Raw genomic sequence first — 23,836 nt, 5'->3', positions numbered from 1 at the left:
GGGGAATCCCGTGCATTTGTGGAGCTATATCCGAGGACGTGGCGAGACGCTGGCCTTCCTCACCTATCAGCATGCGTCCCTTGCCTTTCAGACGGTGCTGGTCGGGACGATCATCGCCGTCGTGATCGCGATCGCGGTATATAGGCTGCCGCTGCTCTCGGCGCTGACGCTGACCTCGAGCCGGGTGGCGCTGACGATTCCGTCGCTCGCGCTGCTGGCGCTGCTGCTGGTGCCGTTCGGACTCGGCGTGGTGCCGTCGTTCATCATGCTGGCGTTCTTCGCGACCCTGCCGGTGATCGGCAACGCCATCGTGGGCTTGCGGTCGGTGCCGGAATCGGTGATCGAATCCGCGCGCGGTATCGGGCTCTCGCGCAGGCGGATCCTGTTCACCGTCGAATTGCCGATCGCGTGGCCGGTGATCCTCACCGGTATCCGGATCTCCACGCAGATGGTGGTCGGCGTCGCCGCCATCGTGGCGTACGTGCTCGGCCCGGGTCTCGGCTCGCTCATCTTCAACGGCCTGTCCCGGCTCGGCGGCGCCAACGCACTCGAAATGGCGCTGACCGGAACCATTCTCATCGTCGTGATCGCGTTGGTGTTCGACGCGCTCCTCGTCCTGCTCGGACGGCTCACCATCGCAAAGGGACTCTCATGACCGAGGCAGTGACCCGGCCGCCCGTTCCGGCCGAACGAAATGTGACCGGCGCGTCCATCGTGCTGGACGGTGTGGTGAAACGCTATCGGGGACAGGAGAAGCCGGCGGTCGAGCGGCTGGACCTGGAGATCGAGGCCGGGCATATCGTCGCGTTCGTGGGACCGTCGGGCTGCGGTAAGACCACCACCCTGAAGATGATCAACCGGTTGATCGAACCGTCCGACGGGCGGATTCTCATCGACGGGCGCGATGTCACCAAGGAGGATCCGGATAAGCTGCGGCAGTCCATCGGCTATGTCATCCAGTCCGGTGGCCTGTTCCCGCACTGGTCGGTGGCCAAGAACGTGGGAGCGATTCCGCGCGTGCTGGGCTGGGACAAGAAGCGGATCGCCGAGCGCACCGAATATCTGCTCGATCTGGTCGGGCTCGATCCGGCCACTTTCGCGGACCGGCTGCCCCAGGATATGTCCGGCGGACAGCAGCAGCGCGTCGGCGTCGCACGGGCGCTGGCCGCCGATCCGCCGGTGCTGCTCATGGACGAACCGTTCGGCGCGGTCGATCCGATCACCCGAGTTCGCTTGCAGGACAGTCTGATCGCCATTCAGCACGAGCTCGGCAAGACCATCGTGATCGTGACGCACGATTTCGAGGAGGCCACCAAGCTCGGGGACAAGGTGCTGATCCTGTCCGAGGGCGGGCATATCGAGCAGTACGCGACACCCGAGGAGATTCTCACCGATCCCGCCACGCCGTTCGTCGAGGAGTTCATCGGATCGGGTGCGAAGCTGGCATACCTGACCGTCTCGCGGGTGCGAGATGTGGAGTACGACAAGGTGATTACGGCGCGCATCGGTGAGCCGTCCGGAGAGGTGATCGCGCGCGCGAAAGCCGCCGGGCACGATTGGATCGTGGTGGTCGACCGGTCCGGGCGACCGCGCGCATGGCCCACCCTCACCGAAGTCGCCAGCAAACCCGAGGTGTCGGACTTCCTGGATCGCCGATTGCCCGTGGTGGCGCGCTCCTCCACGCTCAACGACGCGTTGGATGCCATGCTCGCGACCAGTCAGGGGGCCACGCTGGTCACCGACGGCCGGGGCGCGGTGGTCGGCTCGCTCAATATCGGAGCCGTGACGGACTTGATCCGCACCAAACTCGCGGAGGGACATCCCGAGGAAGAGGATCTGTCCTACGAAACCCATGTCGACGGAACCGAATACGCGCCGACACCGGTGATCGCCGCCGATGACGAACCGGATTCCATCGCGGCGACCGCGACCGCGGACTCGGATGGGCAGTCATGAATCGATTGCGCCGCACACCGATCGACGTCTGGTTCGAACCGATCATCATTCTCGCCATCGGGATCGGATACCTGCTCTGGTACCGGTCCACCACCTTCACCGCGACCGAGAAGGCGTCACTGGGCTGGGCCAATCTGCAGACCACGATTCTGGCGCATATCAAGCTGACCGTGGTGGCCACGCTCATCGTGGTCGTGGTGGCGATACCGCTCGGAATCGCGCTCACCCGACCGGCTTTGAAGCGTTTCGAGCCGATCGTGGTCAATATCGCCAATATCGGCCAGGCTGCTCCGGCGGTCGGGCTGCTGGTGCTGTTCACCTTCTGGCTCGGCACCGGATTCCGCACCGCCGTCATCGGTCTCGTGGTCTACGCCATCCTGCCGATCCTGCAGAACACCATTATCGGTCTGCGACAGGTGGATCAGCGCACCATCGAGGCGTCCCGCGGTATCGGCTTCACGGCCGCGCGCACCCTGGTGCAGGTCGAATTACCGCTCGCGGTGCCGGTGATCCTCAATGGCGTGCGCACCGCGCTGGTGATCCTGGTCGGCACCGCGACGCTGAGCACCTTCATCGGCGCGACCAGTCTGGGCACGCTGATCACCACCGGTGTCACGCTGTTCCTGCCCAAACTGCTCATCTCCGGTGCGATCCTGGTCGGCCTGCTGGCACTGATCATCGATTGGCTCGGCAGACTGGTCGAACTGGCCGCGACTCCGCGAGGCATCTCATGAGGGCGATACGGGCCGGATCGATTGCGCTGCTAGTGGTTTCACTGCTCGCCGGATGTGGCCTGGTGAGCTCGTCCGGCACCTTCCACGCCGCGAAACTGGTGAACGGCGAGCAGCCGCTGGACGGCGCGAAACTGGTGGTGACCTCCAAGAGCTTCACCGAGGGCGTGCTGCTCGGCAAGATCACCGCGACCTATCTGGCCGCGGCCGGAGCCGATGTCACCGATCTGACCGGTGCGCCCGGTTCGGCCTCCTCGCGGCAGGCGCAGCTCAACGGCGACGCCGATATCCTCTGGGAGTACACCGGTACCGGCTGGGTCAACTACCACAATGAGACCGAGACGATCGTCGACCCGCATGAGCTCTGGCAGCGCGTGCACGATATCGAGCGCCGGGACAATGATCTGGAATGGCTGCCGCCGTCGAACTTCAACGACACCTACGCTTTCGCCGCCTCCGGTCCGACCGCGCAACGCCTGAAGGTGAAGTCCCTCTCCGATGTGGCCGCACTGCCGGTCACCGATCGCACCTTCTGTGTCGATGACGAATTCTTCAGCCGCTCGGACGGTTTCATCCCCATGCTCGCGAAATACGGTATCCCCTATAACGATCCGAACGGGGTCCCGTCCGGCAACGTCACCCGCATGGACGCGGGCGTGGTCTACCCGGCCACGGCCAAGAGCGCACCCTGCAACTTCGGCATGGTCTACACCACCGACGGCCGCGTGAAGAACCTGAATCTCACTGTCCTGGAGGACGATAAGAAGTTCTTCCTGCCCTACAGCGGCACCGCCGTGGTGCGCGGCGCGATCATCGATAAGTATCCGGAGCTGCGCACGCTGCTCGGCACCATCTCCGAACGCCTCACCGACCAGCTGATGCAGGACCTCAACGGCCGGGTCGACATCGACGGCGAGGACCCGTCCGATGTCGCCTACGACTGGCTGAAGAGCGAAAAGCTGGTCACATAGCGGGAATCAGAGCCGCGGCCGTCGATCCGCCCGGTGGGACAACCGCTCGGTGAACGTCTCCGCCCAGGCCGCGGCCTCGGTGCCCTCATCGGCGGCGGCCTTGCGTCGCCGTGCCTTCACATGCCCAAGCCGCTCCGCGCGCTTGCCGCCCCCGGGCTGCGCCTGCAACGCGAGAATCCGCACACACCAGGAGACATACGCCTCCACCCCCATTCCCGCCGCCTCCGCGGCGGCGACCAGCGCGCGCCAGTCGTCCTCCCCCACCGTCACCGAAATATCTCTACTGGCCATACCACTCCACGCTAACCCCTCGACTCCCTCGATTCTCGCCGAATGCCGCCGCACGACGCCCGTGAGGGCTTGCTAACCCAGTCGTTACGCACCGTAGCTGCGCGGAAACGCCTGCTACATAGCGTATACAGGCATGTCGACACCATTGCGGACGCGCGCCAACGGGGCCAGCGGACACCTGCGCGACACCGTGTACGCCACGCTGCGCGACGAACTCATGAACGGTCAAATCAAGTTCAGTCAGCGGCTGACCGAACCGAAAGTCTCGGCCCGGTTCGGGATTTCGCGAACACCGGCGCGTGAGGCGCTGGCCATGCTGTGCTCGGACGGACTGCTGCACCGGGAGGAGATCGGGTTCAGCCCGGTGCGGCCCAGCATTCCCAAGGTGCGCGATCTCTATGAGCTGCGAATCGCGCTGGAGCTGAGCGGAATTCAGCGCGCCATCGACAATGCCGATATCCGGCACGATCATGAGCTGCTGCGGCTCGAACGGGAGCACTGGCTGGCTCTGCGGGCCGATCCACCCGCGCAGGAGCCGGGATTCGTGGTCGTGGACGAGGGCTTCCATATCGCATTGCTGACCGCGTCCGGCAACGGTGAGCTGGTGCGCGCCCTGATCGCGGTCAATGCCCGCATCCGGCACGTCCGCATGTACGACTTCATGGTCAACAACCGGGTCGAGGTGACCATCGCCGAACACCTCGCGATTCTGGACGCCGTTCTCGCCGAGGATCTTCCGCTCGCCTACGACCTACTGCACCGGCATATCGGTGAATCCCTCGACGTCGTGGTCGAGCGGGTCACCCGCGCCATCGTCGCCATGTCCATGGCCATTGAACAGGAGTAATCGGTGAGTTCGAGTTTCGACACCGTACTGATCGCCAATCGCGGTGAGATCGCCTGTCGCATCCTGCGCAGCGCCCGCGACCTGGGGCTCAAGACGGTCGCGGTGTACTCCGACGCGGACCTCGGGGCCGCGCACGTCCGCATGGCCGATGCGGCCGTACGGCTCGGACCGGGTCCGGCCGCACAGTCCTATCTGCGCGCCGACGCTGTCATCGAGGCGGCATTGGCCTCCGGCGCGGGGGCGATTCACCCGGGCTACGGATTCCTGTCCGAGAACGCGGAATTCGCCACCGATGTGGCGGCGGCCGGACTGGTCTTCGTGGGCCCGACGCCGGAACAGTTGCGGGTATTCGGTGATAAGCACACCGCCCGCGAGGCGGCCCGCGCGGTGGGCGTACCGCTGGTGCCGGGCAGCGGCATTCTGGAATCGGTCGATCACGCGGTCTCCGAGGCGGATCGCGTCGGCTATCCGGTGATGGTGAAGGCGGTCGGCGGGGGCGGCGGCATCGGTATGCAGGCGTGTTTCGACGCTGACGAAGTCCGGGCGGCCTTCGCGCGGGTACAGCGGCTCGCGGTGGCGAACTTCTCCTCCGCCGGGGTGTTCCTGGAGCGATTCATCAGGCGCGCAAGGCATATCGAGGTGCAGGTCTTCGGCGACGGTAAGGGCCGGGTGGTCAGTCTGGGCACCCGCGACTGCTCACTTCAGCGCCGCAATCAGAAGGTGATCGAGGAAGCGCCCGCCCCGGGGCTGCCCGAAGAGCTCACCGAACAATTGCTCGCGACCTCCCGCGCTCTGGCGAGCTCGGTGCACTATCGGTCGGCGGGCACCGTCGAATTCGTGTACGACACCGAACGCCGCGAAGCCTCATTCCTGGAGATGAATACCCGTCTCCAGGTGGAACATCCGGTCACCGAGGCGATCACCGGCGTCGATCTGGTGGACTGGATGCTGCGCTTGGCCGGTGGTGAGGACACCGTGCTCGACGGTGTGCCGGACGCCGGACCCGCGCTCGGGGGCTGGGCGGTGGAGGCGCGCGTCTACGCCGAAGATCCTGGGCACGACTACCGCCCGAGCGCCGGATTGGTCACCGCCACACGGTTTCCCGCCGACGCTCGGGTCGACACCTGGATCGGGACCGGCACCGAGGTCAGCGCGTTCTACGATCCGCTGCTGGCCAAGGTCATCACGCACGGCGCGAACCGCGAGGCGGCGTTCGGGAAGCTGAGCGCGGCGCTCGCGGACACCGGCGTCTACGGTGTGCAGACCAACCTGCCGCAGTTGCGGGCCGCCGCGGTCGCGCCGGTGGTGCGCGCGGCCGATCACAGCACCGGCACCCTGGCCGAACTGTCGTGGTCCAGCCGCCGGGTGGATGTGCTGCGGGCGGGCACCATGACCACGGTGCAGGACCATCCCGGCCGAATCGGACTGTGGGAGGTGGGAATTCCGCCATCCGGACCGATGGACGATCTGTCCTTCACCCTGGCCAATACCGCCGTGGGCAATCCCACCGGCGCACCGGGTCTGGAATGCACCTTGCAGGGACCGCGACTGCGGTTCTCCGGTGCGGCGCTGATCTGTGTCACCGGAGCGCCGACCCTGGTGACCGTGGACGGTGAACCCGCGCCCATGTGGGAACCGGTCGCCATCGCCGCCGGATCGGTGCTCGATGTCGGCGCACCCTCGGACGCGGGACTGCGCACCTACCTGGCCATTCGGGGCGGGATCGACGCGCCGCTGTACCACGGCAGCGCCTCGACGTTCACGCTCGGCGGCTTCGGCGGCGTCACCGGTAAGGCTGTCGCCGACGGCGATGTGCTGGGAATCGCTGCCGGGCAAGCGGATACGACAAATGTACCGGGACCGGTGCCTCTCGAGCAGCGGCCGCTGTTCACGCACGACTGGCAACTGGCCGTGGGTGAGGGGCCGCAAACCGCGCCCGCCTACTTCACCGATGCCGATATGACGCAGTTCTACGAGCGTTCCTGGCGGGTCGGCAGCCATGCCAATCGCACGGGCATTCGGCTCGAGGGACCGCGCCCGCAATGGTCGCGCACCGATGGCGGTGACGCCGGACTGCATCCGTCGAACCTGCACGACAATCCGTACAGCGTTGGCGCGCTCAATGTTTCGGGCGATACCCCGATTCTGCTCGGCCCCGACGGTCCCAGCCTGGGCGGCTTCGCCTGCCCGCTGACCGTGGTGTCCGCGCACCGCTGGAAGCTGGGCCAGGTGCGGCCCGGCGACACCATCGCGTTCCTGCCCGTCACCGATGACACCGCCACCGAACTGCGCGCCTCGACCACCGCGCGCGCCACCGGTGTGCTCACCGATTCCGGTGCGGCACTGCGTGATCGCGGCATACTCGGCGGAGTCGACGCCGACGCCGATCGTCCGGCGGTGCGCTATCTGCGCGGCGGCGATGACAATATCCTGGTCGAATACGGCGAGATGGTGCTGGATCTCGGCCTGCGCATGCGGGTGCACGCGCTGGCACAGGCCCTGGCGGCCGCCGCCCCGCCCGGCATCATCGATGTCACGCCCGGGGTGCGGTCACTGCACATCCACTTCGATCCCGCTGCCCTGCCGCAGTATCGGCTGCTCGGACTGCTCGCCGAACTCGAGGAGCAACTGCCCGCGACCGGCGATCTGGTCGTGCCGAGCCGCACGATTCGGCTGCCGCTGTCGTTCGACGATCCGTCCATCGCCGAGGCGATCGACCGCTACCGCAGCGGAATTCGCGATACCGCGCCCTGGCTGCCGTCCAATGTCGAATTCATTCGCCGGATCAACGGCCTGGACAGCGTGGATGAGGTCCGCCGCACCGTATTCGATGCCGAATACCTGGTGCTCGGACTCGGCGATGTGTATCTCGGTGCGCCCCTGGCGGTTCCATTGGATCCGCGGCATCGGCTGGTCACCACCAAATACAATCCGGCGCGCACCTGGACACCGTCGGACGCGGTGGGCATCGGCGGTAAGTACCTGTGTGTGTACGGTATGGAATCCCCCGGCGGCTATCAGCTGATCGGGCGCACCATCCCGATCTGGTCCAGCTATCGACAGCACGCGCCGTTCGAGGATGGCACACCGTGGCTGTTCCGCTTCTTCGACCGCATCGTCTGGGAGCCGGTCAGCCCCGAACAGCTCCTCGACCATCGCGCGGCCGCCCGGTCCGGACGCTTCGACGCCGAGGTCACCGAGGGCGTCTTCGCGCTCGCCGAGCACCGGAAGATGCTGCGCGACAATGCCGCCGATATCGCCGAATTCGAGACCCGGCAGAGTGCGGCGTTCGAGGCCGAGAAACGCGCCTGGCACGCCGCCGGTGAGTTCGACCGCACCGTGGCCGCACCGCCACCGGTCGAGGACCGCGGCGATCAGCTCGCCGATCTGCCGCCCGATGCCACCGTGGTCACCGCGCCCATGGTCGGCAATGTCTGGCGCGTCGATATCGAACCCGGCGCGCGCTTGCGCGCCGGTGACCCCGTGGCAGTCCTCGAGGCGATGAAACTCGAACTGCCCGTGCCCAGTCCGGCCACCGGCACCGTGCTGCGGGTGCTCGTCGCCCCCGGTGCCACGGTGGAACCCGGAACCCCACTAGCCGTGATCGGAGTGACCGAATGACCACACCCCAGACCGCGCCCGCCACCCCCGTGCCGACCGCACGCGTCGCGGCGGCCTACGCGCGCATCGCCGCGGCCGATCGGCCCGAAGTGTGGATCACCCTGCGCGAGTTCGACGATGTGCACGCCGAGGCGGCCGCGATCGAACAGCGCCTCGCGGACGGCGCGACGCTGCCGCTGGCCGGATTGCTCGTCGCGGTCAAGGACAATGTGGACGTCGCGGGACTACCGACCACCGCGGGCTGTCCCGAATACGCCTACTCCCCCGCCGAAACCGCTTCCGCCATAGCGCGTTTGGTCGCGGCCGGGGCGATCGTGCTCGGCAAGACCAATCTCGATCAGTTCGCCACCGGCTTGGTCGGGACGCGCAGTCCCCACGGCGCGGTCCGCAACGCACTGCACCCCGAGCTGATCTCGGGCGGTTCCAGTTCCGGATCGGCGGTCGCGGTCGCGCTCGGCATCGCCGATATCGGAATCGGCACGGACACAGCCGGTTCCGGCCGAGTACCAGCCGCATTCCACGACCTCGTCGGCATCAAGGCGACGCTCGGGATCATCCCGGCGCACGGGGTGGTGCCGGCCTGCGCGGACTACGACGCCGTCACCGTCTTCGCCGCCACCCTCGACCTCGCCACCCGCGCGGCGGCCGTCATGGCGGGCGCGGAGGGCCGTGATCCCCGCAGCCGAAGTTGGCCCGCCGATGTGCGATTCGCGGCACCCCAGGTGCCGCGGCTGGCCGTCCCCGTGCCCGCCAACCTCGATGCGCTCAGCCCGGAGTATCGGGACGCCTTCGACAGGTCGGTATGCGCCGCGCTCGAAGCCGGATGCAAGATCGAGGCGGTCGATATCGCGCCGCTGCTGGAGGCCGCACTGCTGCTCTACGACGGCTCGATCGTCGCGGAGCGCTACGCGGCCGTCGGCGCGTTCCTCGATACCGCCCCGGCCGGAGCCGATCCCACCGTGGCGGCGATCATTTCGGCCGCCGCCGCGACCACCGGACCCGGCTTCGCCGCCGATCTGGACACCCTCGCCCGGGCTCGCGCCTTCGCGGCGGAACTGCTCGAACCGTTCGACGCCCTGCTCTTGCCGACGACCACCGAGCATCCGAGTCTCGCGGCGGTGCAGGCCGATCCGATCGGAATCAACCGGCGGCTCGGCACATTCACCAACTTCTGCAATCTGGTGGACCTGGCCGCGGTGGCGATTCCCGGGGCCGCGACCGCCACCGGATATCCGTTCGGGGTGATGATCGTCGTCCCCGCCTTCGCCGACCAGGTCGCGGTCGATATCGCGGCCCGGCTCCAAAATGCCGATACCGCACCGCTTCTGGTCGATCGCGGCATCGACCTCGCCGTCTTCGGGGCGCATCTGCGCGATCAGCCACTGCACTGGCAACTCGAGGAACTCGGGGCGCGTTTCGCCGGAGCCATTCGCACCACCGATGCGTACCGGCTCACGGCCATGGCAACCACGCCACCGAAACCCGGACTGGTGCGCACCGAACCCGGTGCGGGCGCGCCGATTCCGGGCGAACTGTACCGGCTGTCCGAGGCCGCGCTGGGCCGATTCCTGGCCGCCCTGCCCGCACCGATGGCGCTCACCGCGATCGAACTGGAGGACGGCCGCGGCGTCATAGGTTTCACCGCGACCCATGACGCCACCGCAACCGCCGCCGACATCACCGAATACGGTGGCTGGCGAGCGTATTTGAGCGCTCGCTAACGCACCGTCCCGCCGAGCGACGGGCCGGATCAGAACAGTCGCCAGTCCTCCAGCCCGTCGTAGAGCGGTACCGCGCGCGCCAGTTTCGTGACCCGGTCGCGCAGCGCCTCGATATCGGAGCCACCCGCCAGGGCGGTGGCGATGATATCGGCGACCTCGGTGAACTCGGCATCGCCGAACCCGCGGGTGGCCAATGCGGCGGTGCCGATGCGCAGACCCGAGGTGACCATGGGCGGTCGCGGATCGAAGGGAACGGCATTGCGGTTCACCGTGTTCGGCCGCCCTACCGGCCGTCGCTTCCCGGGCTGTCGGTCGCCCAGTGCGTATGACGGCGTTCGTTCCTACTCACCGCTGCGGGACAGTCCCGGATTCCCACCGGGTTCCCTCTTCGCCCACGCCCGGGGCGCGCTCCGGTCAGTCGCGCAGGAATCGCACCGAAGTATCGCCCGCGCCGGTGTTTTCGACCCGGCAGCGCACCCGGTAGACCTCGGCGATGAGTTCCTCGGTCAGCACCTGCGCCGGAGCGCCGGTCGCCACCACGCGGCCGTGTTGCAGCACCACCAGTACATCGCAGAACATGGCGGCCAGATTCAGGTCGTGCAGGGCCAGGATCGCGGTCACCGGCAGGGCGCGGACCAGGGTGAGGATCTCGAGCTGATGCGCGATATCGAGATGATTGGTGGGCTCGTCGAGCAGGAGTTCGCGGGGTTCCTGCGCCAGCGCGCTCGCGATCAGCGTGCGCTGGCGCTCACCTCCGGAGAGCGTGTGCCAGCGCTGAGTCGCCTTGTCCGCCAATCCCGCCGCCGTGAGCGCGGCGTCGATGGCCGCGGTATCCGCCCCCGGATCGCCGCCGAACCAGCCGCGATGCGGAATCCGGCCGAGCCGCACCACATCGTGCACGGTGAGATCGAGATCGGTATCGGCGTGCTGGCCGACCACTGCGATCCGGCGCGCGAGCTGTCCGCGCGGAAGATCGTGCAGGGCGGTGTCATCGAGGCGGACGCTCCCGGAATCGGCGCGGTCCAGGCCCGACATGAGCCGCAGCAGTGAGGATTTGCCGGAACCGTTGGGGCCCAGCAGCCCCACGGTGGTCCCCGGTTCCGGATCGAGGGTGACGCCGTCCAGCACCAGGCGGCCCGAGCGGGTCCAGCAGACCTCGAGTGCGCGCAGGGTCATATCAGCTGCCTGCGCCGCCGGGCCAGCAGCACCGCGAAGGCAGGCACCCCGAGCAGTGCGGTGACCACACCTACCGGAATCTCCCTGGCGCCGAACATACTTCGAGCGAAGGTATCGGCCCACACCATGAAGACCGCGCCGATCAGGACCGTCACCGGCAGCAGCCGGGAATGACCGGGACCGACCAGGAAACGGGCGAAATGCGGTAGCACCAGACCCACGAAACCGATCGCCCCGGCCGCGCTCACCAGTGCGGCGGTGACCAACGCGGTGACCAGCAGCAGCACCACCCGGGTGCGGCCCACGGCGACGCCGAGCGCGGCGGCGGCATCCGGGCCGAAGGCGAACGCGTCCAAAGCCGGTGCGTACCAAAGACAGATGAGACCGCCGATCCCGAACACCGTGGCCGCCAACGCCACATCGGTCCAGGTCGCGCCCGCCAGCGAACCCAGCAGCCAGAACAGCACGCCGCGCGTCTGTTCGGCATTGGCCGAGGACAACACGATCAGCGAGGTCAGCGCCGAAAACAGTTGGGTGCAGGCCACACCCGCGAGCACCACCCGATCCGGGGTGCCGCCCGCACCGTAGGCCAGCGCCAGCATGAGTGCGAAGGACAGCACCGCGCCCAGGAACGCACCGCCGGACAGCGTCAGCACCCCGGCTCCGACTCCGAGCACCGCCACCAGCACCGCACCGGTGGAGGCGCCGGAGGACACACCCAGGACGAATGGATCGGCGAGCGGATTGCGCAGCAGCGATTGCAGAATCGCGCCGCAGAGCGCGAGCCCTGCCCCGCACAGCGCCGCCAGCAGGGCGCGCGGCAGCCGCAATTGCCAGACGATGCCGTCGGCCAGGCGACCGGCCGAGGAGGTGCCGATGCCGAGGTGCTGACCGATGATGCCGTAGACCTCGCGCAGCGACACATTCGCGGGCCCGATGGATACCGTCACGGCGATCGAAACGACCAGCAGCGCAGCCGAACCCAGGCAGATCGCGGTGGCGCGGCGGGCCGGTGTCAACGCGCCGTGGCCAGACCGGTCGCCAGCTTCTCGATGGCGTCGATCTCGCGGATGCCCGGATCCAGTTCGGAGCCGGTCATCACCACGTAGTGCTTACCCTGCACCGCGCGCATTCGATTGGTGGCCGGATTCGATTCCAGGAAGCTGATTTTCGTGGTCAGCGCATCACCCTCGATGCGTTTGCGGCTCAGGTCCGCGAGCACCAGCACATCCGGATCGCTCGCCACGACCGCTTCCCAATTGATCTCGGGCCAGTCCTCACGCTGATCGACGAAGACATTGCGCGCGCCGACCTCTTTGGCGTAAAGCCCCGGGGCGGAACAGCATCCGGCCATATAGGGGGTTTTGACGCCGGAGAACCAGAAGGCGACGGTCGGCGTGGAACCCTGCTGCCCGCCCGTCGCGGCCCGCAAGCGGCCGCGCAGCTGATCGACCAGTTGCGCGCCTCGATCCTGGACGTCGAAGATCCGAGCCAGTTCGGTGATCTCCTGGAACAGCGTATCGATGCCCAGTGGCGCTGTGCGGGTGACGGTTTCGCCGTCCACCTTCGCGCCGGTGCAGACCGCGGGCGACTGATAGGTCGGGATGCCGAGCTGTGCGAACCGGGAGCGCTCGGCCACTACGGCCGGGGTGAAGGTGTGCGCGCTGGCCGAGGTCACCAGATCGGGTTCCTTGGCCAGCACCGCCTCGAACGACGGATCGTTATCGGCCAGGCGGGGCACCTTGGCGTTATCGGCCGCCAGCGCCGGGAGCACCGGATCGAACCAGGTCGAGGTGCCGACCATGCGATCGGCCAGGCCCAGCGACAGCAGGATCTCGGTGGAGGCCTGGTACAGCGCCGCCGCGCGGGTGGGCGCTTTGTCGAAGGTGACCTTGACGCCGCAGTTTTCGAGGGTGAACGGATAGCCGGTGCGCCCCGGGCGGTCCTGAGCGCTCGCGTCCCCGGCCGTCGCCGTATCCGAGGAGGTGCCGCAGGCGGTGATACCGGCAACTAGACAGCCAACTGTTCCGAACACAGCCAGAAGCCGCATCGATCGCGTCGTCTTCATGAAATGCACCGTACCAATCGGAATCTTATGGAATCCCCGGCGCGGTATGCGGCCGGAGCGAATGTTCAGCGACCGAATCGGTTTCGCGGTCATGCGCTGAGCGGCGCGGCGGTGACGTCGTAGCCGAGGTTGTTCAGCACCTCGCGGGTCGCCTTGGCGAAGTTGAGCGTGATGAAGTGCAGGCAGGGCACGCCCTCGTCGATGAGCCGCTGCGCGATCTCGGTGGCGATCTCGATGCCCGCCGCGCGCACGGCGGCCCGATCCTCCTCGGGGCCGTTGCCCGCCGCACGGCGCAGCCGCTCGGCGATCCCGGCCGGAAGCGCCCGCCCGCTGAGCTCCTCCGCGCGGGCGACCGTGCGCATCGAGGTGATCGGCATCAGTTCGGGGATAATGGGTTTCGCGCCCTGCACCGGATCGAAGGCGGCCATGCGATCCCGCAGCCGCAGATAGTGCTCCGGATCGAAGAACATCTGGGTGATCGAATAGTCCGCTCCGGCACGGAGTTTCGCGGCCAGATAGGCGGAATCGGTCTCCAGGTCCGGGGAGCGGTGATGCCCCTGCGGGAACGAGGCGACCCCGACGTGGAAATCGCCGAGCTCGCGCACCAGCCGGACCAATTCCTCGGCGTACTCCAGCCCGTCCGGATGTTTGCGCCATTCGCCCAGCGGGTCGCCGGGCGGATCTCCGCGCAGCACAAGGATATTGCGGATGCCGCAGTCGGCGTAGGAGCCGACCAGCGCCCGCAGTTCGGCGACGCTGTGCCCCACCGCGGTCAGGTGCGCGACCGGAAGCAAGGTGGTCTCCTGCGCCAGTTGGCCGGTGATGCGGGCGGTGCGGTCCTTGGTGGAGCCGCCGGCCCCGTAGGTCATCGATACGAACGCCGGGTGCATGCGCTCGAATTCGCGTGCCGCGCGCCACAATCGGGCTTCACCGGCGGCGTCGCGGGGCGGATTGAACTCCACCGAGAACGGCACCCGCGACCCGGAATGGGCGCGCAGACTTCGCACGACGGTAGAGGTGTTGTCAGCGTTCGACATCGAGGAGCTCCATGATCAACGGCCGATACGCCGTCGCCCCATCGGGAGCGCACGCTGACGGAGCCCGCGGGGTGATTCGTCCCCGCACCGATCCTCGGCGTACCGCCCAATCCACGAGGCGACGACCGCCGGATACGGTGTATCCGGCGCAACGGGCAGGTCTTCGGACTCGTGGGCGCCGGCCCGCACCGGGCCGACCCCGGCACACACGACCGGGGCGCTACCTATCGGCCGTCGCTTCCCGGGCTCGCGCCCAGTGCCTTCACGACCGTCGTTCCCACTCACCGCTGCGGGACAGTCCCGGATTCCCACCGGGTTCCCTCTCACCCGGCTCGCGCGTGCGCGATGCCGAGCTCGACGCCTTCGAGTGGATCAGGGGCTCCTCAATACCCTCTCCGGCGAACCAGCTGCGATGACGAACTCTAGCGAAGTCCGGCGGCGTCTCCAACCGGCGGGTTGCGACCACACCAACCGCCGGGTTGCGATCACCCCGTGAACCTCACATCGCGTCCAGTCTGTTTCATGGGCAATATGGGAGCTATGCCTTATTCGAACCCGATCAGTGCCTGGAAGTCCCTCCGCGAAGGAAATGAGCGTTTCGTCAACGGTGAACTGCAGCACCCCAGCCAGGGAGCGGCGGATCGCGCCAAGCTCGCGGGCGGGCAGCACCCCTCGGCGATCCTGTTCGGCTGCGGTGACTCCCGCGTCGCCGCGGAGATCATCTTCGACCGCGGCCTCGGCGATATGTTCGTGGTCCGGACCGCGGGCCACGTGGTGGACAGCTCGGTGCTCGGTTCCATCGAATACGGCACCGAGGTGCTCAATGTGCCGCTGATCGTCGTCCTGGGTCACGACAGCTGCGGCGCGGTGCGTGCCACCATCGACGCGCTCGACAATGGCGAGGTGCCCGGCGGATTCATCCGCAGCGTGGTGGAGCGGGTCACCCCGTCCATCCTGCTCGGCCGCCGCGAGGGCCTGACCACCGTCGACGAACTCGAGGGCCGCCACGTCGAGGAGACCGCGCGCCAGCTCATGCAGCGCTCGACCGCCATCTCCCAGCGCGTCATGGCGGGCGACCTCGCCATCGCGTGCGTCACCTACAACCTCGCCGACGGCCAGGCGAAACTGAACAGCGTCTTCGGCAATATCGGCGAACACGCCTGATCGGACTACTGATTCGGTCGCCCCGCGACGGCGTTGTAGAGGCCGTCGCGCAGGCGATCGAACCATTGCTCATCGGCTTCGCGCCGCTCGGCTTTGCGCGCCTTCGCCGATCCGGCCTCGTATCGCCAACGCGCCCACGGTGATTGCGGGCGGGCCAGGCGAATCGCGCCGATCAGTCCCAGTATCGGTATGAACAGCGCGAACAGGCCGGTCCAGGCTTTGCCCTTGGCCATGGTCACCAGGGCGAGCGAGCCGTGCAGCAGCACCACCCCGACGACCACCTGCCAGCCGCGGAAGTTATCGGTGATCCCCAGCGGTGTCGCGCCGAGCAGCATGAGCGCGCACACCGCGATTCCGATGACGACCGCGTCCACCGATACCCGGCCCTGTTCGGACCAGTAGACGTCCTTCAGATCCAGGATTAACGCGAACTCGTCGAGCACCAGCGCGGTGCCGACCCCGAATAATCCGGCGAACAGCTCCGGCCACGGCGAATGCTCGCCGATCGGGCTGAATACCCCGAATCCGGCCGCGATCATGAACACCACCCCGAACACCATGTGGTGAATATGCTTCCCGCCCGGGGTGATATTGCCCGGCCACCACGACACACCGGCGCGAATCATGCGCACGCTGATCCGGATGAACACGAACGTGATCACGAACATCAGCAGCAGCATCGCCAGCGGCAATTTGCCCGGCAGCACGATCATCCGATCAAACCAGCCGTCCGAAGCGGCTAGCGGTACACCCGCGGGAACGCGTCTCACGCGACCTCCAGGATCAGGCATTTCGCTCGCATTCGAAGCCAACGATAGCGATCTTGGCAGCCGAGAACCGGCATTCGGGACGGAGTGCGCCGAAGTGGTTCGGTGATGCCGCCGGGCAGGGGGACGATTCCGGCGGCATCAGCGTGAGCGGTGAGGACGCCCTCGGTTGCAGCGAGGGCCACCACTCAGGAGGCGGGTATACACCCGGGTTCCGGACCGATTCGAGACTATGGGCGGAAACCCCTACCGCGCTTGATGATTGCTGACCACGGAATGACGGCAGGGTGAATAGTGGTCGCTAGCGACGCGGACGACCACCACTCGCATCGCAGAACCTGCGTTCCATGGCTTCCCAGACCTCGCGCAACGTGCCGGTCCGCGGAATCCCATCGGGGGTGACGCAGATCCCGAAGGTCTTCTCCCGTTCGGCGATCAGCTCCAGCGAGTGCATGGAATCGAGACCGCAGTCGAGGTACGTCCCATCCGAATCCCGCTGCGCCGCAGTCGAGGTACTACCGGATGTCATGCCGTCGCCCGGCGCGGAACCGCGTCTGCCGAACCACCTTCGATTGCCAACTGCCCCCGGGGAATTCGGCATGGACGAGCTTCTCGGTCACGGTGGATTCCTCCTGGATCACTGCGATGATTTCGTCACTTGCGCGGGAGCGCGCCGTCCATGCCGCCGACATCGGAGATCTTCCAGCCCGAATTCGTATCGATGGTGACGCTGTAGGTGACGGTGGTGAGGCCGCCGTCCGGGGCCTGGGCACTGGTGGAATTCACGTTCACGAAGACATTCACCTTGTAGATGCCGCCGGAATCCGAGGCGACCTTCGCCGCGATCGGGGTCGCGGTCGAGGTCCACTTCAGCGGGACCAGGATCTCCTGCAATTTGGGTGCGGTGGCATCGAATTTGTTCGCCAGGGTGGGCGTGGTGTTCGCCTTCAATTTGGCGAACCAGGAGTTCACGTCCCTGTAGTCGATGGTGGCCGCGCCGACCGCGTAATCGGTGGCCACCTGTTCGGCGTGCTGATTCGCGGCCGTGGCGGTGGTGTTGTCGCTCAGCTCACCGCGCGCGGAAATCCACAGTGCCGCGAACACTCCGGCGGTGATCACCAGCGCCGCCACGACGACGGCCGTGATCATGGTCGACAGCGAGACCGCGATGGTCCGCCCGGTCCCGGCCGCGGCGGGCTCGGCGGTGGTCTTCTCCTCGATGTTCTCGTCGATCAGGGTCGCCATCTGAACTCACACTCCATGTCTGATTACTTGACGTTGATCCGCAGCCGCAGCGCACCGTCATCGCCGACCGAGGCGAGCGCCTGTGCGAGCAGACTGCTGATATCGACCTGCGGAATGGTCGAAATACCGGTCCGGACAAGGGGTTGCAGCACCGGAAGCAGGGCTTGCAGATCCGGTCCGACGGTGCGGACCCATTCGGCCAGCTGCTGCAGGAACGGTGCGAGACCATTGCCCTCGGCATACATCCGCGGACCCGGTGCGATCTTGACCAGATCCCCGAACGCCGCCGCGATCCTATCGACGCCGACCCCGAAATCCACCCACTGCGGATTGCCCGCCGAGATCGCCGGGGCGGCCCAATCCATATCTCCCGCAAGCGATTGCAGATTGGTGATGACCGCGCCCAACTGCGGCGAGCGGCTGATCATGCTGGCCGCCAGCAGATCGCTCGCACGCGCCAGCCCGGGCACCGTGGATTCGGTTCCGGTCAGCGCCCGGTCGAGCGTCTCGATGAGCGGCTTGATGGATTCCGGATCGAGTTGATTCAGGAATTTCACCACCAATTGCGCGACTTCCGGAATCGAGGTGGGCATGCGAATCTTCTCGGTCGCCACGGTCTGCCCCGACCGCAGATAGGGTCCCGCGCCGGTGGCGGGCACGAATTCGATATAGGGCTCACCGATCGCGGACAGATTCTCGATGACCACGCGCGAGTCGACCGGAATCCTGTAGGTGTCATCGATGCGGAAATTCACCTCGACGCCCGCCGCGGTGGTGTCCACCGAGGTCACATCGCCGACGCGAACTCCGCTGAGCAGCACCGGCGATCGCACCCCGATACTGCCGGAATTGGTCAGCACCATGCGCGCGGTGGTGTAGTCCACGAAGGTGTCGAGCCGCACCACCCCGTACGCCAGATAGATCGCGCCCAGAATCGACACGACCGCGATGGACAGCAGCGATACCGCTCCCCCGGCCTTCATCGCACCGCGCCGATCATGCGCAGGGTATCGACGATCCGGTCCACCTGATCGCTCTTGGCGACGGTATCCGGCCCGCTCACCGTCGCGCCGGTGATATTCACCTTCGGCCCGCGCTCGACGAACGGAATGATCTTGTCGCGCAGCAGGGCGACCAGCTTGTTCAGATTGGACGGCGCGCTCAGATCCAGTGGCCTGCCCGTGAATGCCAGCGGCAGAAAGGCTTTGGCGGCCGCATCGGCGGAATCGACCAGCGGGGCCGCCCAAATCAGCGCGTGCCCGACCGCGCCGAGCTGGCCCAGTACACCCACTACCCCGACTACCGAGGACACCGCCGCGGAGGTCTGCGTGACGCCGTAATCGGTGAGCAGTTCCTTGATGGCCGGCGCATCGGCCGCCACCGTGCTCGCATCGGCCCCGATGCCGTTCAGGAACGAATCCACCTGTGCGAGATTGTTTCCCAGATCGACGTAATCGGCGTGCAGCACATCGGCGATGCGCGCGGTCTCCTTCGGATCCGCGGGCAGCACCCCGTTGAGCTTGTTCACCGCATCCTGCATCCGGCCGATGGCACCGCCCTGAATGAAGGTCGCCAGGCCCGCCATGGTGTCCTCCAGCTGCACCGGCGGTTTGGTCTGGGTGAGCGGAATCGTGCCGCCCGCCGGGATTTTCGCGCCGACTCCGTTCGGCGGGGTGGTCAGCGCGATGTGGATATCGCCGAGCACGGTGTTCTGGCGCAGTTCACCGATGGTGGACACCGGCAGCTGCACCGAGTCCAGGATGTCGACATCGACGATGACATAGCCGCCCTTGGCGGGAGCCGCGGCCGGATCGACCACACGCACATCGGCCACCGTGCCCACCCGCACCCCGTTGGCCATCACCTTCGCGCGCGCCGGAAGGTTCAGCGCGCTGGTGAATTCCATCTGGATGCGATGGGTCGGACCCGATACCTCCGCACCCGGCACCGGTACCGAGGCCGGATCGAATCCGCAGCCGCCGGAGGCGGCCAGCACCGCCGCGGCGAGTGGCACCGCCATCAGGAATCGCAGCGGGACAGCGTAATTCGACCGTTTCATGAGGCACCGACGATTCCGAGGATCAATTGCGGGAGTTGGATATCGGCCAGTCCGTTGGCGGCGCCGGCGCAGCGGCCCGGGGCCACCGCGTTGATCGCCGCGCAGACCGCCTCGGCATCGGGCCTGGCCACCGCGACGCGCGGCGGGGCGTAATCGAGGCCGATCGCACCGGTCTGCGGATCGACCGCGCGGGCGAACGCACCGGTGATGGTGGGGATCATGCGGATGATCTGCTCCAGCGTCCCGACATTCGCCCCGATCATCCGCACCAGCGGCACCGCGGAATCGAGCAGCTTCAGCACGGGATCGCCCGCCAGCGTGGTGATGTCATTGAGCAGCGGCAGGGCGCGCTGGAAGCCCTCGATGACCTCGACGACCTGATTGAACAGTTCATTGTTGACCTGGTCGAGCACCCCGCCGAATCGCGTCAGCATGGATTTGATGTCGCCCCAGTGCGCGGCGACGCTGTCCGACAGCGTCGCCAGCGCGTCGATGACCGAACCGAGCCTGCCTATGGCCGCGTCGGGGGCGTTCAGCGCGGTGCCCAATTTGGTGATGATCTGATTGATCTGATCGCCGGTGCCCGCGGTGGCGCTGTTCAGCGCCTTCAATCCGGTGCCGAGCACATCCTGCCGCGCCGGGTCCGACCCCAGCGTCCGGTTGGACAGCGTGGCCATCGCGTCGAGCATTTCGGTCATGCTCTTGGGCGTCAGGGTCTTCGAGATGCACGTCCCCGATTCCCAACGCGCACCGGACTTTCCGGGGCTGATCAGAGCCAGGTCGCGATCGGCGACCAGGGTGTTGGACAGCGTCGTCGCGGCGGTGTCGGCCGCCAGCGGATATCGCGCGTCCACCTCGAAGTCCACCCGGACCCGCGCGCCGCCGGGCTGTAGTTTGGTCACCTGCCCGACCGGCACCCCGCGCATGGTCACCCGATTGCCGGTGTACAGGCCGATGGTGTCCGGCATATCGGCGCAGTAGCTGTTCATCTTCTCCGCCGGATCGAGTGCGACGAAATACGCGGCGAAGGCGACAACGACCACCGCGACGACACCGGAGATCGTCATGAATCCGCGCGAGCCGAGCATGCGATACAGCATCAGCACGCCTTTCCCGCGACCGGAATGCACAACTGCGGGGCGGTTACCACGGCCGCGGACTGGTCCACGCTGATACCGCCGTCGGGCAGGACCAGCTGACCGAGCCGTTTACCGAGGTCCTGTACAGAATCGATGAGCGAGCCCAATGTCCCGCCGAGCCTTTCCAATTCGGGTACGGCCGCGAGGAGCTGGGTGAGCACCGGTTGCAGACTGGACTGCCAGGCCGGTTGCAGTGCGGCAATGCGATCGACGATGCGGACCAGGGTCTTGACCGTCTCGCGCACCTCGACCCGGTAATTGGTCAGGGTCGTCTCGAGCAGGTTGGTCGTGCGAATGAACTGTCCCAGCACCGATTTCGCGGTGGTGATCGCACCGATGTACTCATCGGCGACGGCCAGCGCGCTGGAGACGTCCGCGTTCTGCTTGTTCAGGATGTCGACCAGACTCTCGACGCCGCCGAGCATTTGGCGCAGTGCGTCCGGATTGGCCGTGATCGACTGTTGCAGGGCCGCGAAGTTCTTGCGCCAGGCATCACCGTCCAGCTTGCTCACCGGTTCGGTGGCGTCCTGGAAGGCTCGAATCAGGTTGTAGGGCAGTCGAACCCGATCGGCCGGGATATGCCCGGAACCGAGCGGACGCGAACCGGCGGGAAACAGCGCGACATAGTGGCCACCGGCCAGGGTGAGCATGCGGATATCCAGGGTCGTCTCATTGCCGACGAACACATCGGTGTCGACGGTGAAATTCATCAGCACCCGATCGGGCCGCAGATCCAGGGATTTGACGGTGCCCACCGGGATACCGGCCAGGCGCACATCGTCACCGGGCTTCACCGATTGCGCCTCGTCCAGTTCGGCGGTGAAAGTGTGCTTGCCCAACGGCATTACGTAGGTCGCACCGGCCACGCCGCCCGCGATGAGCACCACGACGGTGGCGATGACCCCGTAGCGCAGCTCGCGCCTGCGCGTTGCCTGTTCGGTGCGCGACCGCTGTTCGAACATCACGCGCAATCGTTGCCGCCACGTCGGTTTCACTGTTTGCATACGGCGACCTTCTGACCGGCGATCAGCACCGAGAGCACCTGCGGCACTTCGGCATTGCCCCGCGAGCAGGACAGGTCCACCGCGGATCCGGTCCGCGGGACCAGCGCGTCGAGCGATTGCAGTAGTCCGGGGAGGCGGCCGAGTACATCGACCGCGTCCTGCGGATTCGGGAACAGGGTGCGGATGAGTCCGTCGATATCCGGGTTCACCTTCGGTGTCAGGCCGAGCCGATCCAGCAGACTGTCCACCGGATTCAGCAGCGGCGGGGCGGTCAGCGCGAAATCGACCAGGCCGTCGATATTGGTCTGCAATGAGCCGAAGACATCGGAGATGCTGCGCAGCAGGGTGACCAGATGCGGTGACTGCCCGCCGATCTGATCGGAGATGTGCGCGAGATTGCCCATCAACGTGGAGATCACGCTCTGCCGATTGGTCACATACGAACTCAGCTTGCCGATCGAATCGAGCGCGGAGCCCACCCGGGTGCCGTCGCCCTCGATCACCGCGAGCATATTCTCGGCGAATTGATTGAGCGCGTCCGGCGACAGCGTCGCGAGCACCGGCTGTAAACCGTTGAACAGCGCGGTGATATCGAACGACGGTATGGTCCGATCGGTGCCGATGGCGGCCCCGGCGGCGAGCCGGGTAGTCGGCGTGGGCGGCTGCTGGACGTCGATATAGCGCTGTCCGGTCAGATTCTGATAGCGGATCGCCAGTTTGCCGGTGTCGTACAGCGGGTGCGAGGTCAGCACCGAGATCCGCACCTCGGCCAGATTCCCGTCCAGCGCAATGCTGTTCACCTTGCCGACCTGCACGCCGTACATGCGCACGTCATCACCGGTCTTGAGACCATTGGCATCGGTGAAGAGCACGGCGTGCGTTTCGGTCGCACCGTCGACCGGGCGCTTGATCGCCGAAATCACCACGCCGAAAACCACGATCATGGCCACGGCGAATGCCAGGGTGCGCCAGGCCGCGCCCGCCACGGATTTCATCGGCCCGCTCCCGCCGGAGCGGACAGGCCCAGCAGCGGCACGGCCAGCGCGGGCACACCGCGCAGATCCACCGACAGATCCAGCAACGGGCCGTTCGGGGTATCCGGCATGGCGGTGCGCAACCGGTCCAGCAGTGCGCTCACGTCCTCACCGGAACGCGTTGGCGCGGGCACCATTTGGGCCAGCGCCCGCAGCAGCGGGATGAGCATATCGGTGTATCCGGAGAGCTGATCGCGCGCGGCGTCGCCGATCGCGCGAATCGCCGGAAGCACATCCTCGACCACCACGTTCACCCCCGAATCGAAGAGCTGACGGTCCGTGCGCAGCACCGGAATGGAGTAAATCCGTTGCAGCAGTCGCACCGTCGCGTCGACGAAGCCCGCACCGCTGTCCAGCGTCGCGCCGAAATTGCCGAGCACGGTCGAGATCGGCATCGTCTGCTTATCGGCGACGGTCCCGGCGGTCACGACCATGGCCTGCAAAAGCGGGGTGAAGGCGTCCAGATCGGTGGTCATCCGGCTGAGCATGGCCGCCACCTGCGGGGTCAGCACACTGTCACCGACCTGGGACAGGGTGCGCAACAGTGATCCCATCGTCGCGTCGTACACATCCTTCGCGCGCGGCCCGGTCAGATCGATGAGGGCGTCATCGCGCAGCGGCGCGCCGCCGGTGCCGCGTTTCAATTCGAGTTCGCTGATGCCGAACAGGTTCGCGGGCGCATAGTCCAGGCGCAGGCTGTCATCGATACCGAAGAGCCGAGAGCGATCCAGCCGCAATGCGATTCGCTGGGTGCCGCCGTCACCCGGTTCGATGGTCGAGACCGTGCCCACCCGCACCCCGTCGAGCCGCACCTCGGTGCCCGCCTCGATACCGTCGCCGATCTGCTCGGTCAGCAGCGAGACGCGCAACCGGGAGTCCGCGCGCACCCCGGCGACCACCGTCGTGATGAGCGCGGCGGTGACCACAACGGCGAGCGCTATCGCGCCCATCCTCAGCGACCGCTTCTCGTCCATGGCCACGCCGGGTAATCCGTATGCAGGCATC

The 23,836-nt window shown here is 66.9% G+C and carries 22 protein-coding genes, 1 pseudogene and 2 riboswitches; of the genes and pseudogenes, 8 read left to right on the top strand and 15 right to left on the bottom strand.

The window, feature by feature from the left end:
* Positions 1-10 precede the first annotated feature (10 nt).
* Genes AB0L82_RS09155 through AB0L82_RS09140 form a run of 4 tightly spaced genes read left to right on the top strand, consistent with a single transcriptional unit; the run spans position 11 to position 3,658 of the window.
* Positions 11-655: an ABC transporter permease gene (locus tag AB0L82_RS09155; protein ID WP_364633148.1), complete on the top strand. Its 645-nt coding sequence runs from the start codon at positions 11-13 to the stop codon at positions 653-655.
* On the top strand, positions 652-1,956 hold the full coding sequence (locus AB0L82_RS09150; RefSeq protein ID WP_364633146.1) for an ATP-binding cassette domain-containing protein: 1,305 nt from the start codon (positions 652-654) through the stop codon (positions 1,954-1,956). The genes AB0L82_RS09155 and AB0L82_RS09150 overlap by 4 nt, the downstream gene beginning before the upstream one ends.
* Complete coding sequence (locus tag AB0L82_RS09145; protein ID WP_364633144.1) at positions 1,953-2,690, top strand: ABC transporter permease; 738 nt, start codon at positions 1,953-1,955, stop codon at positions 2,688-2,690. The genes AB0L82_RS09150 and AB0L82_RS09145 overlap by 4 nt, the downstream gene beginning before the upstream one ends.
* Complete coding sequence (locus tag AB0L82_RS09140; RefSeq protein ID WP_364633142.1) at positions 2,687-3,658, top strand: glycine betaine ABC transporter substrate-binding protein; 972 nt, start codon at positions 2,687-2,689, stop codon at positions 3,656-3,658. The genes AB0L82_RS09145 and AB0L82_RS09140 overlap by 4 nt, the downstream gene beginning before the upstream one ends.
* A 6-nt stretch (positions 3,659-3,664) precedes the next feature.
* On the opposite strand, the gene AB0L82_RS09135 is transcribed toward AB0L82_RS09140, so the two are convergent.
* On the bottom strand, positions 3,665-3,949 hold the full coding sequence (locus tag AB0L82_RS09135; protein WP_364633140.1) for a hypothetical protein: 285 nt from the start codon (positions 3,947-3,949) through the stop codon (positions 3,665-3,667).
* A gap of 133 nt (positions 3,950-4,082) precedes the next feature.
* On the opposite strand from AB0L82_RS09135, the gene AB0L82_RS09130 reads away from it, so the two are divergent.
* The 3 genes from AB0L82_RS09130 to atzF are packed head-to-tail and all read left to right on the top strand — an operon-like array spanning position 4,083 to position 10,138.
* Complete coding sequence (locus AB0L82_RS09130; RefSeq protein ID WP_364633139.1) at positions 4,083-4,796, top strand: GntR family transcriptional regulator; 714 nt, start codon at positions 4,083-4,085, stop codon at positions 4,794-4,796.
* A 3-nt stretch (positions 4,797-4,799) separates the two neighbouring features.
* On the top strand, positions 4,800-8,417 hold the full coding sequence (gene uca, locus AB0L82_RS09125) for an urea carboxylase (protein WP_364633137.1): 3,618 nt from the start codon (positions 4,800-4,802) through the stop codon (positions 8,415-8,417).
* Positions 8,414-10,138 carry an allophanate hydrolase gene (gene atzF / locus AB0L82_RS09120; protein WP_364633135.1) on the top strand — a complete coding sequence of 575 codons (1,725 nt, stop codon included), beginning with the start codon at positions 8,414-8,416 and terminating at the stop codon, positions 10,136-10,138. Before uca ends, atzF begins: the two co-directional genes overlap by 4 nt.
* 29 nt (positions 10,139-10,167) lie before the next feature.
* On the opposite strand, the pseudogene AB0L82_RS09115 reads toward atzF, so the two are convergent.
* From AB0L82_RS09115 to AB0L82_RS09095, 5 genes and pseudogenes are all read right to left on the bottom strand, one after another.
* Positions 10,168-10,410: pseudogene (locus tag AB0L82_RS09115) on the bottom strand (serine hydroxymethyltransferase); the annotation flags it as partial.
* A riboswitch (cobalamin riboswitch) is annotated at positions 10,372-10,527 on the bottom strand. Its footprint overlaps the pseudogene before it by 39 nt.
* Positions 10,528-10,552: 25 nt before the next feature.
* Entirely contained in the window at positions 10,553-11,314 is a 762-nt protein-coding gene (locus AB0L82_RS09110; protein WP_364633133.1) for an ABC transporter ATP-binding protein, read from the bottom strand.
* A complete protein-coding gene (locus AB0L82_RS09105; protein WP_364633131.1) occupies positions 11,311-12,333 on the bottom strand; it encodes an iron chelate uptake ABC transporter family permease subunit in 1,023 nt (340 codons plus the stop codon). The genes AB0L82_RS09110 and AB0L82_RS09105 overlap by 4 nt, the downstream gene beginning before the upstream one ends.
* Entirely contained in the window at positions 12,330-13,382 is a 1,053-nt protein-coding gene (locus AB0L82_RS09100) for an ABC transporter substrate-binding protein (protein WP_364633129.1), read from the bottom strand. The genes AB0L82_RS09105 and AB0L82_RS09100 overlap by 4 nt, the downstream gene beginning before the upstream one ends.
* Before the next feature lie 89 nt (positions 13,383-13,471).
* Complete coding sequence (locus AB0L82_RS09095; RefSeq protein ID WP_364633127.1) at positions 13,472-14,419, bottom strand: methylenetetrahydrofolate reductase; 948 nt, start codon at positions 14,417-14,419, stop codon at positions 13,472-13,474.
* 136 nt (positions 14,420-14,555) lie between these two features.
* Positions 14,556-14,792: riboswitch (cobalamin riboswitch) on the bottom strand.
* A gap of 167 nt (positions 14,793-14,959) precedes the next feature.
* On the opposite strand from AB0L82_RS09095, the gene AB0L82_RS09090 reads away from it, so the two are divergent.
* Positions 14,960-15,583: a carbonic anhydrase gene (locus AB0L82_RS09090; RefSeq protein ID WP_364633125.1), complete on the top strand. Its 624-nt coding sequence runs from the start codon at positions 14,960-14,962 to the stop codon at positions 15,581-15,583.
* Between the two features lie 5 nt (positions 15,584-15,588).
* Here the strand turns inward: AB0L82_RS09090 and AB0L82_RS09085 are convergent, their stop codons facing one another.
* From AB0L82_RS09085 to AB0L82_RS09045, 9 genes are all read right to left on the bottom strand, one after another.
* Positions 15,589-16,353 carry a hypothetical protein gene (locus AB0L82_RS09085; protein ID WP_364633124.1) on the bottom strand — a complete coding sequence of 255 codons (765 nt, stop codon included), beginning with the start codon at positions 16,351-16,353 and terminating at the stop codon, positions 15,589-15,591.
* A gap of 298 nt (positions 16,354-16,651) precedes the next feature.
* Positions 16,652-16,879, bottom strand: coding sequence for an acyl carrier protein (locus tag AB0L82_RS09080; protein WP_364633122.1), 228 nt, complete (start codon positions 16,877-16,879; stop codon positions 16,652-16,654).
* 125 nt (positions 16,880-17,004) lie between these two features.
* The gene (locus AB0L82_RS09075; RefSeq protein WP_364633121.1) at positions 17,005-17,595 is read right to left on the bottom strand and encodes a hypothetical protein; all 591 of its coding nucleotides are present in this window, start codon (positions 17,593-17,595) and stop codon (positions 17,005-17,007) included.
* A gap of 23 nt (positions 17,596-17,618) precedes the next feature.
* Positions 17,619-18,578, bottom strand: a complete 960-nt coding sequence (locus AB0L82_RS09070; RefSeq protein ID WP_364633119.1) for an MlaD family protein — start codon at positions 18,576-18,578, stop codon at positions 17,619-17,621.
* Positions 18,575-19,654 (bottom strand): MlaD family protein, encoded by a 1,080-nt coding sequence (locus tag AB0L82_RS09065; protein ID WP_364633117.1) that lies wholly within the window; start codon positions 19,652-19,654, stop codon positions 18,575-18,577. The genes AB0L82_RS09070 and AB0L82_RS09065 overlap by 4 nt, the downstream gene beginning before the upstream one ends.
* Positions 19,651-20,754, bottom strand: a complete 1,104-nt coding sequence (locus tag AB0L82_RS09060) for an MlaD family protein (protein WP_364633116.1) — start codon at positions 20,752-20,754, stop codon at positions 19,651-19,653. The genes AB0L82_RS09065 and AB0L82_RS09060 overlap by 4 nt, the downstream gene beginning before the upstream one ends.
* Positions 20,754-21,797, bottom strand: coding sequence for an MlaD family protein (locus tag AB0L82_RS09055; RefSeq protein ID WP_364633114.1), 1,044 nt, complete (start codon positions 21,795-21,797; stop codon positions 20,754-20,756). The genes AB0L82_RS09060 and AB0L82_RS09055 overlap by 1 nt, the downstream gene beginning before the upstream one ends.
* Positions 21,785-22,792 (bottom strand): MCE family protein, encoded by a 1,008-nt coding sequence (locus tag AB0L82_RS09050; RefSeq protein WP_364633112.1) that lies wholly within the window; start codon positions 22,790-22,792, stop codon positions 21,785-21,787. Before AB0L82_RS09050 ends, AB0L82_RS09055 begins: the two co-directional genes overlap by 13 nt.
* Entirely contained in the window at positions 22,789-23,835 is a 1,047-nt protein-coding gene (locus AB0L82_RS09045; protein ID WP_364633110.1) for an MlaD family protein, read from the bottom strand. Before AB0L82_RS09045 ends, AB0L82_RS09050 begins: the two co-directional genes overlap by 4 nt.
* Position 23,836 lies beyond the last annotated feature (1 nt).

This window comes from Nocardia sp. NPDC052001 (assembly GCF_040680615.1).
In the GTDB taxonomy this organism is placed as follows: Bacteria; Actinomycetota; Actinomycetes; order Mycobacteriales; family Mycobacteriaceae; genus Nocardia.
This window is presented reverse-complemented; position numbering and strand designations above follow the sequence as displayed.

Excerpts from the sequence above, each read along its gene's own strand:
- AB0L82_RS09150 (WP_364633146.1), top strand. The coding sequence starts at position 652 with ATGACCGAGGCAGTGACCCGGCCGCCCGTTCCGGCCGAACGAAATGTG.
- AB0L82_RS09145 (WP_364633144.1), top strand. The coding sequence starts at position 1,953 with ATGAATCGATTGCGCCGCACACCGATCGACGTCTGGTTCGAACCGATC.
- AB0L82_RS09140 (WP_364633142.1), top strand. The coding sequence starts at position 2,687 with ATGAGGGCGATACGGGCCGGATCGATTGCGCTGCTAGTGGTTTCACTG.
- AB0L82_RS09135 (WP_364633140.1), bottom strand. The coding sequence starts at position 3,949 with ATGGCCAGTAGAGATATTTCGGTGACGGTGGGGGAGGACGACTGGCGC.
- AB0L82_RS09130 (WP_364633139.1), top strand. The coding sequence starts at position 4,083 with ATGTCGACACCATTGCGGACGCGCGCCAACGGGGCCAGCGGACACCTG.
- atzF (WP_364633135.1), top strand. The coding sequence starts at position 8,414 with ATGACCACACCCCAGACCGCGCCCGCCACCCCCGTGCCGACCGCACGC.
- AB0L82_RS09110 (WP_364633133.1), bottom strand. The coding sequence starts at position 11,314 with ATGACCCTGCGCGCACTCGAGGTCTGCTGGACCCGCTCGGGCCGCCTG.
- AB0L82_RS09100 (WP_364633129.1), bottom strand. The coding sequence starts at position 13,382 with ATGAAGACGACGCGATCGATGCGGCTTCTGGCTGTGTTCGGAACAGTT.
- AB0L82_RS09095 (WP_364633127.1), bottom strand. The coding sequence starts at position 14,419 with ATGTCGAACGCTGACAACACCTCTACCGTCGTGCGAAGTCTGCGCGCC.
- AB0L82_RS09090 (WP_364633125.1), top strand. The coding sequence starts at position 14,960 with ATGCCTTATTCGAACCCGATCAGTGCCTGGAAGTCCCTCCGCGAAGGA.
- AB0L82_RS09080 (WP_364633122.1), bottom strand. The coding sequence starts at position 16,879 with ATGACATCCGGTAGTACCTCGACTGCGGCGCAGCGGGATTCGGATGGG.
- AB0L82_RS09075 (WP_364633121.1), bottom strand. The coding sequence starts at position 17,595 with ATGGCGACCCTGATCGACGAGAACATCGAGGAGAAGACCACCGCCGAG.
- AB0L82_RS09070 (WP_364633119.1), bottom strand. The coding sequence starts at position 18,578 with ATGAAGGCCGGGGGAGCGGTATCGCTGCTGTCCATCGCGGTCGTGTCG.
- AB0L82_RS09065 (WP_364633117.1), bottom strand. The coding sequence starts at position 19,654 with ATGAAACGGTCGAATTACGCTGTCCCGCTGCGATTCCTGATGGCGGTG.
- AB0L82_RS09060 (WP_364633116.1), bottom strand. The coding sequence starts at position 20,754 with ATGCTGTATCGCATGCTCGGCTCGCGCGGATTCATGACGATCTCCGGT.
- AB0L82_RS09055 (WP_364633114.1), bottom strand. The coding sequence starts at position 21,797 with ATGCAAACAGTGAAACCGACGTGGCGGCAACGATTGCGCGTGATGTTC.
- AB0L82_RS09050 (WP_364633112.1), bottom strand. The coding sequence starts at position 22,792 with ATGAAATCCGTGGCGGGCGCGGCCTGGCGCACCCTGGCATTCGCCGTG.
- AB0L82_RS09045 (WP_364633110.1), bottom strand. The coding sequence starts at position 23,835 with ATGCCTGCATACGGATTACCCGGCGTGGCCATGGACGAGAAGCGGTCG.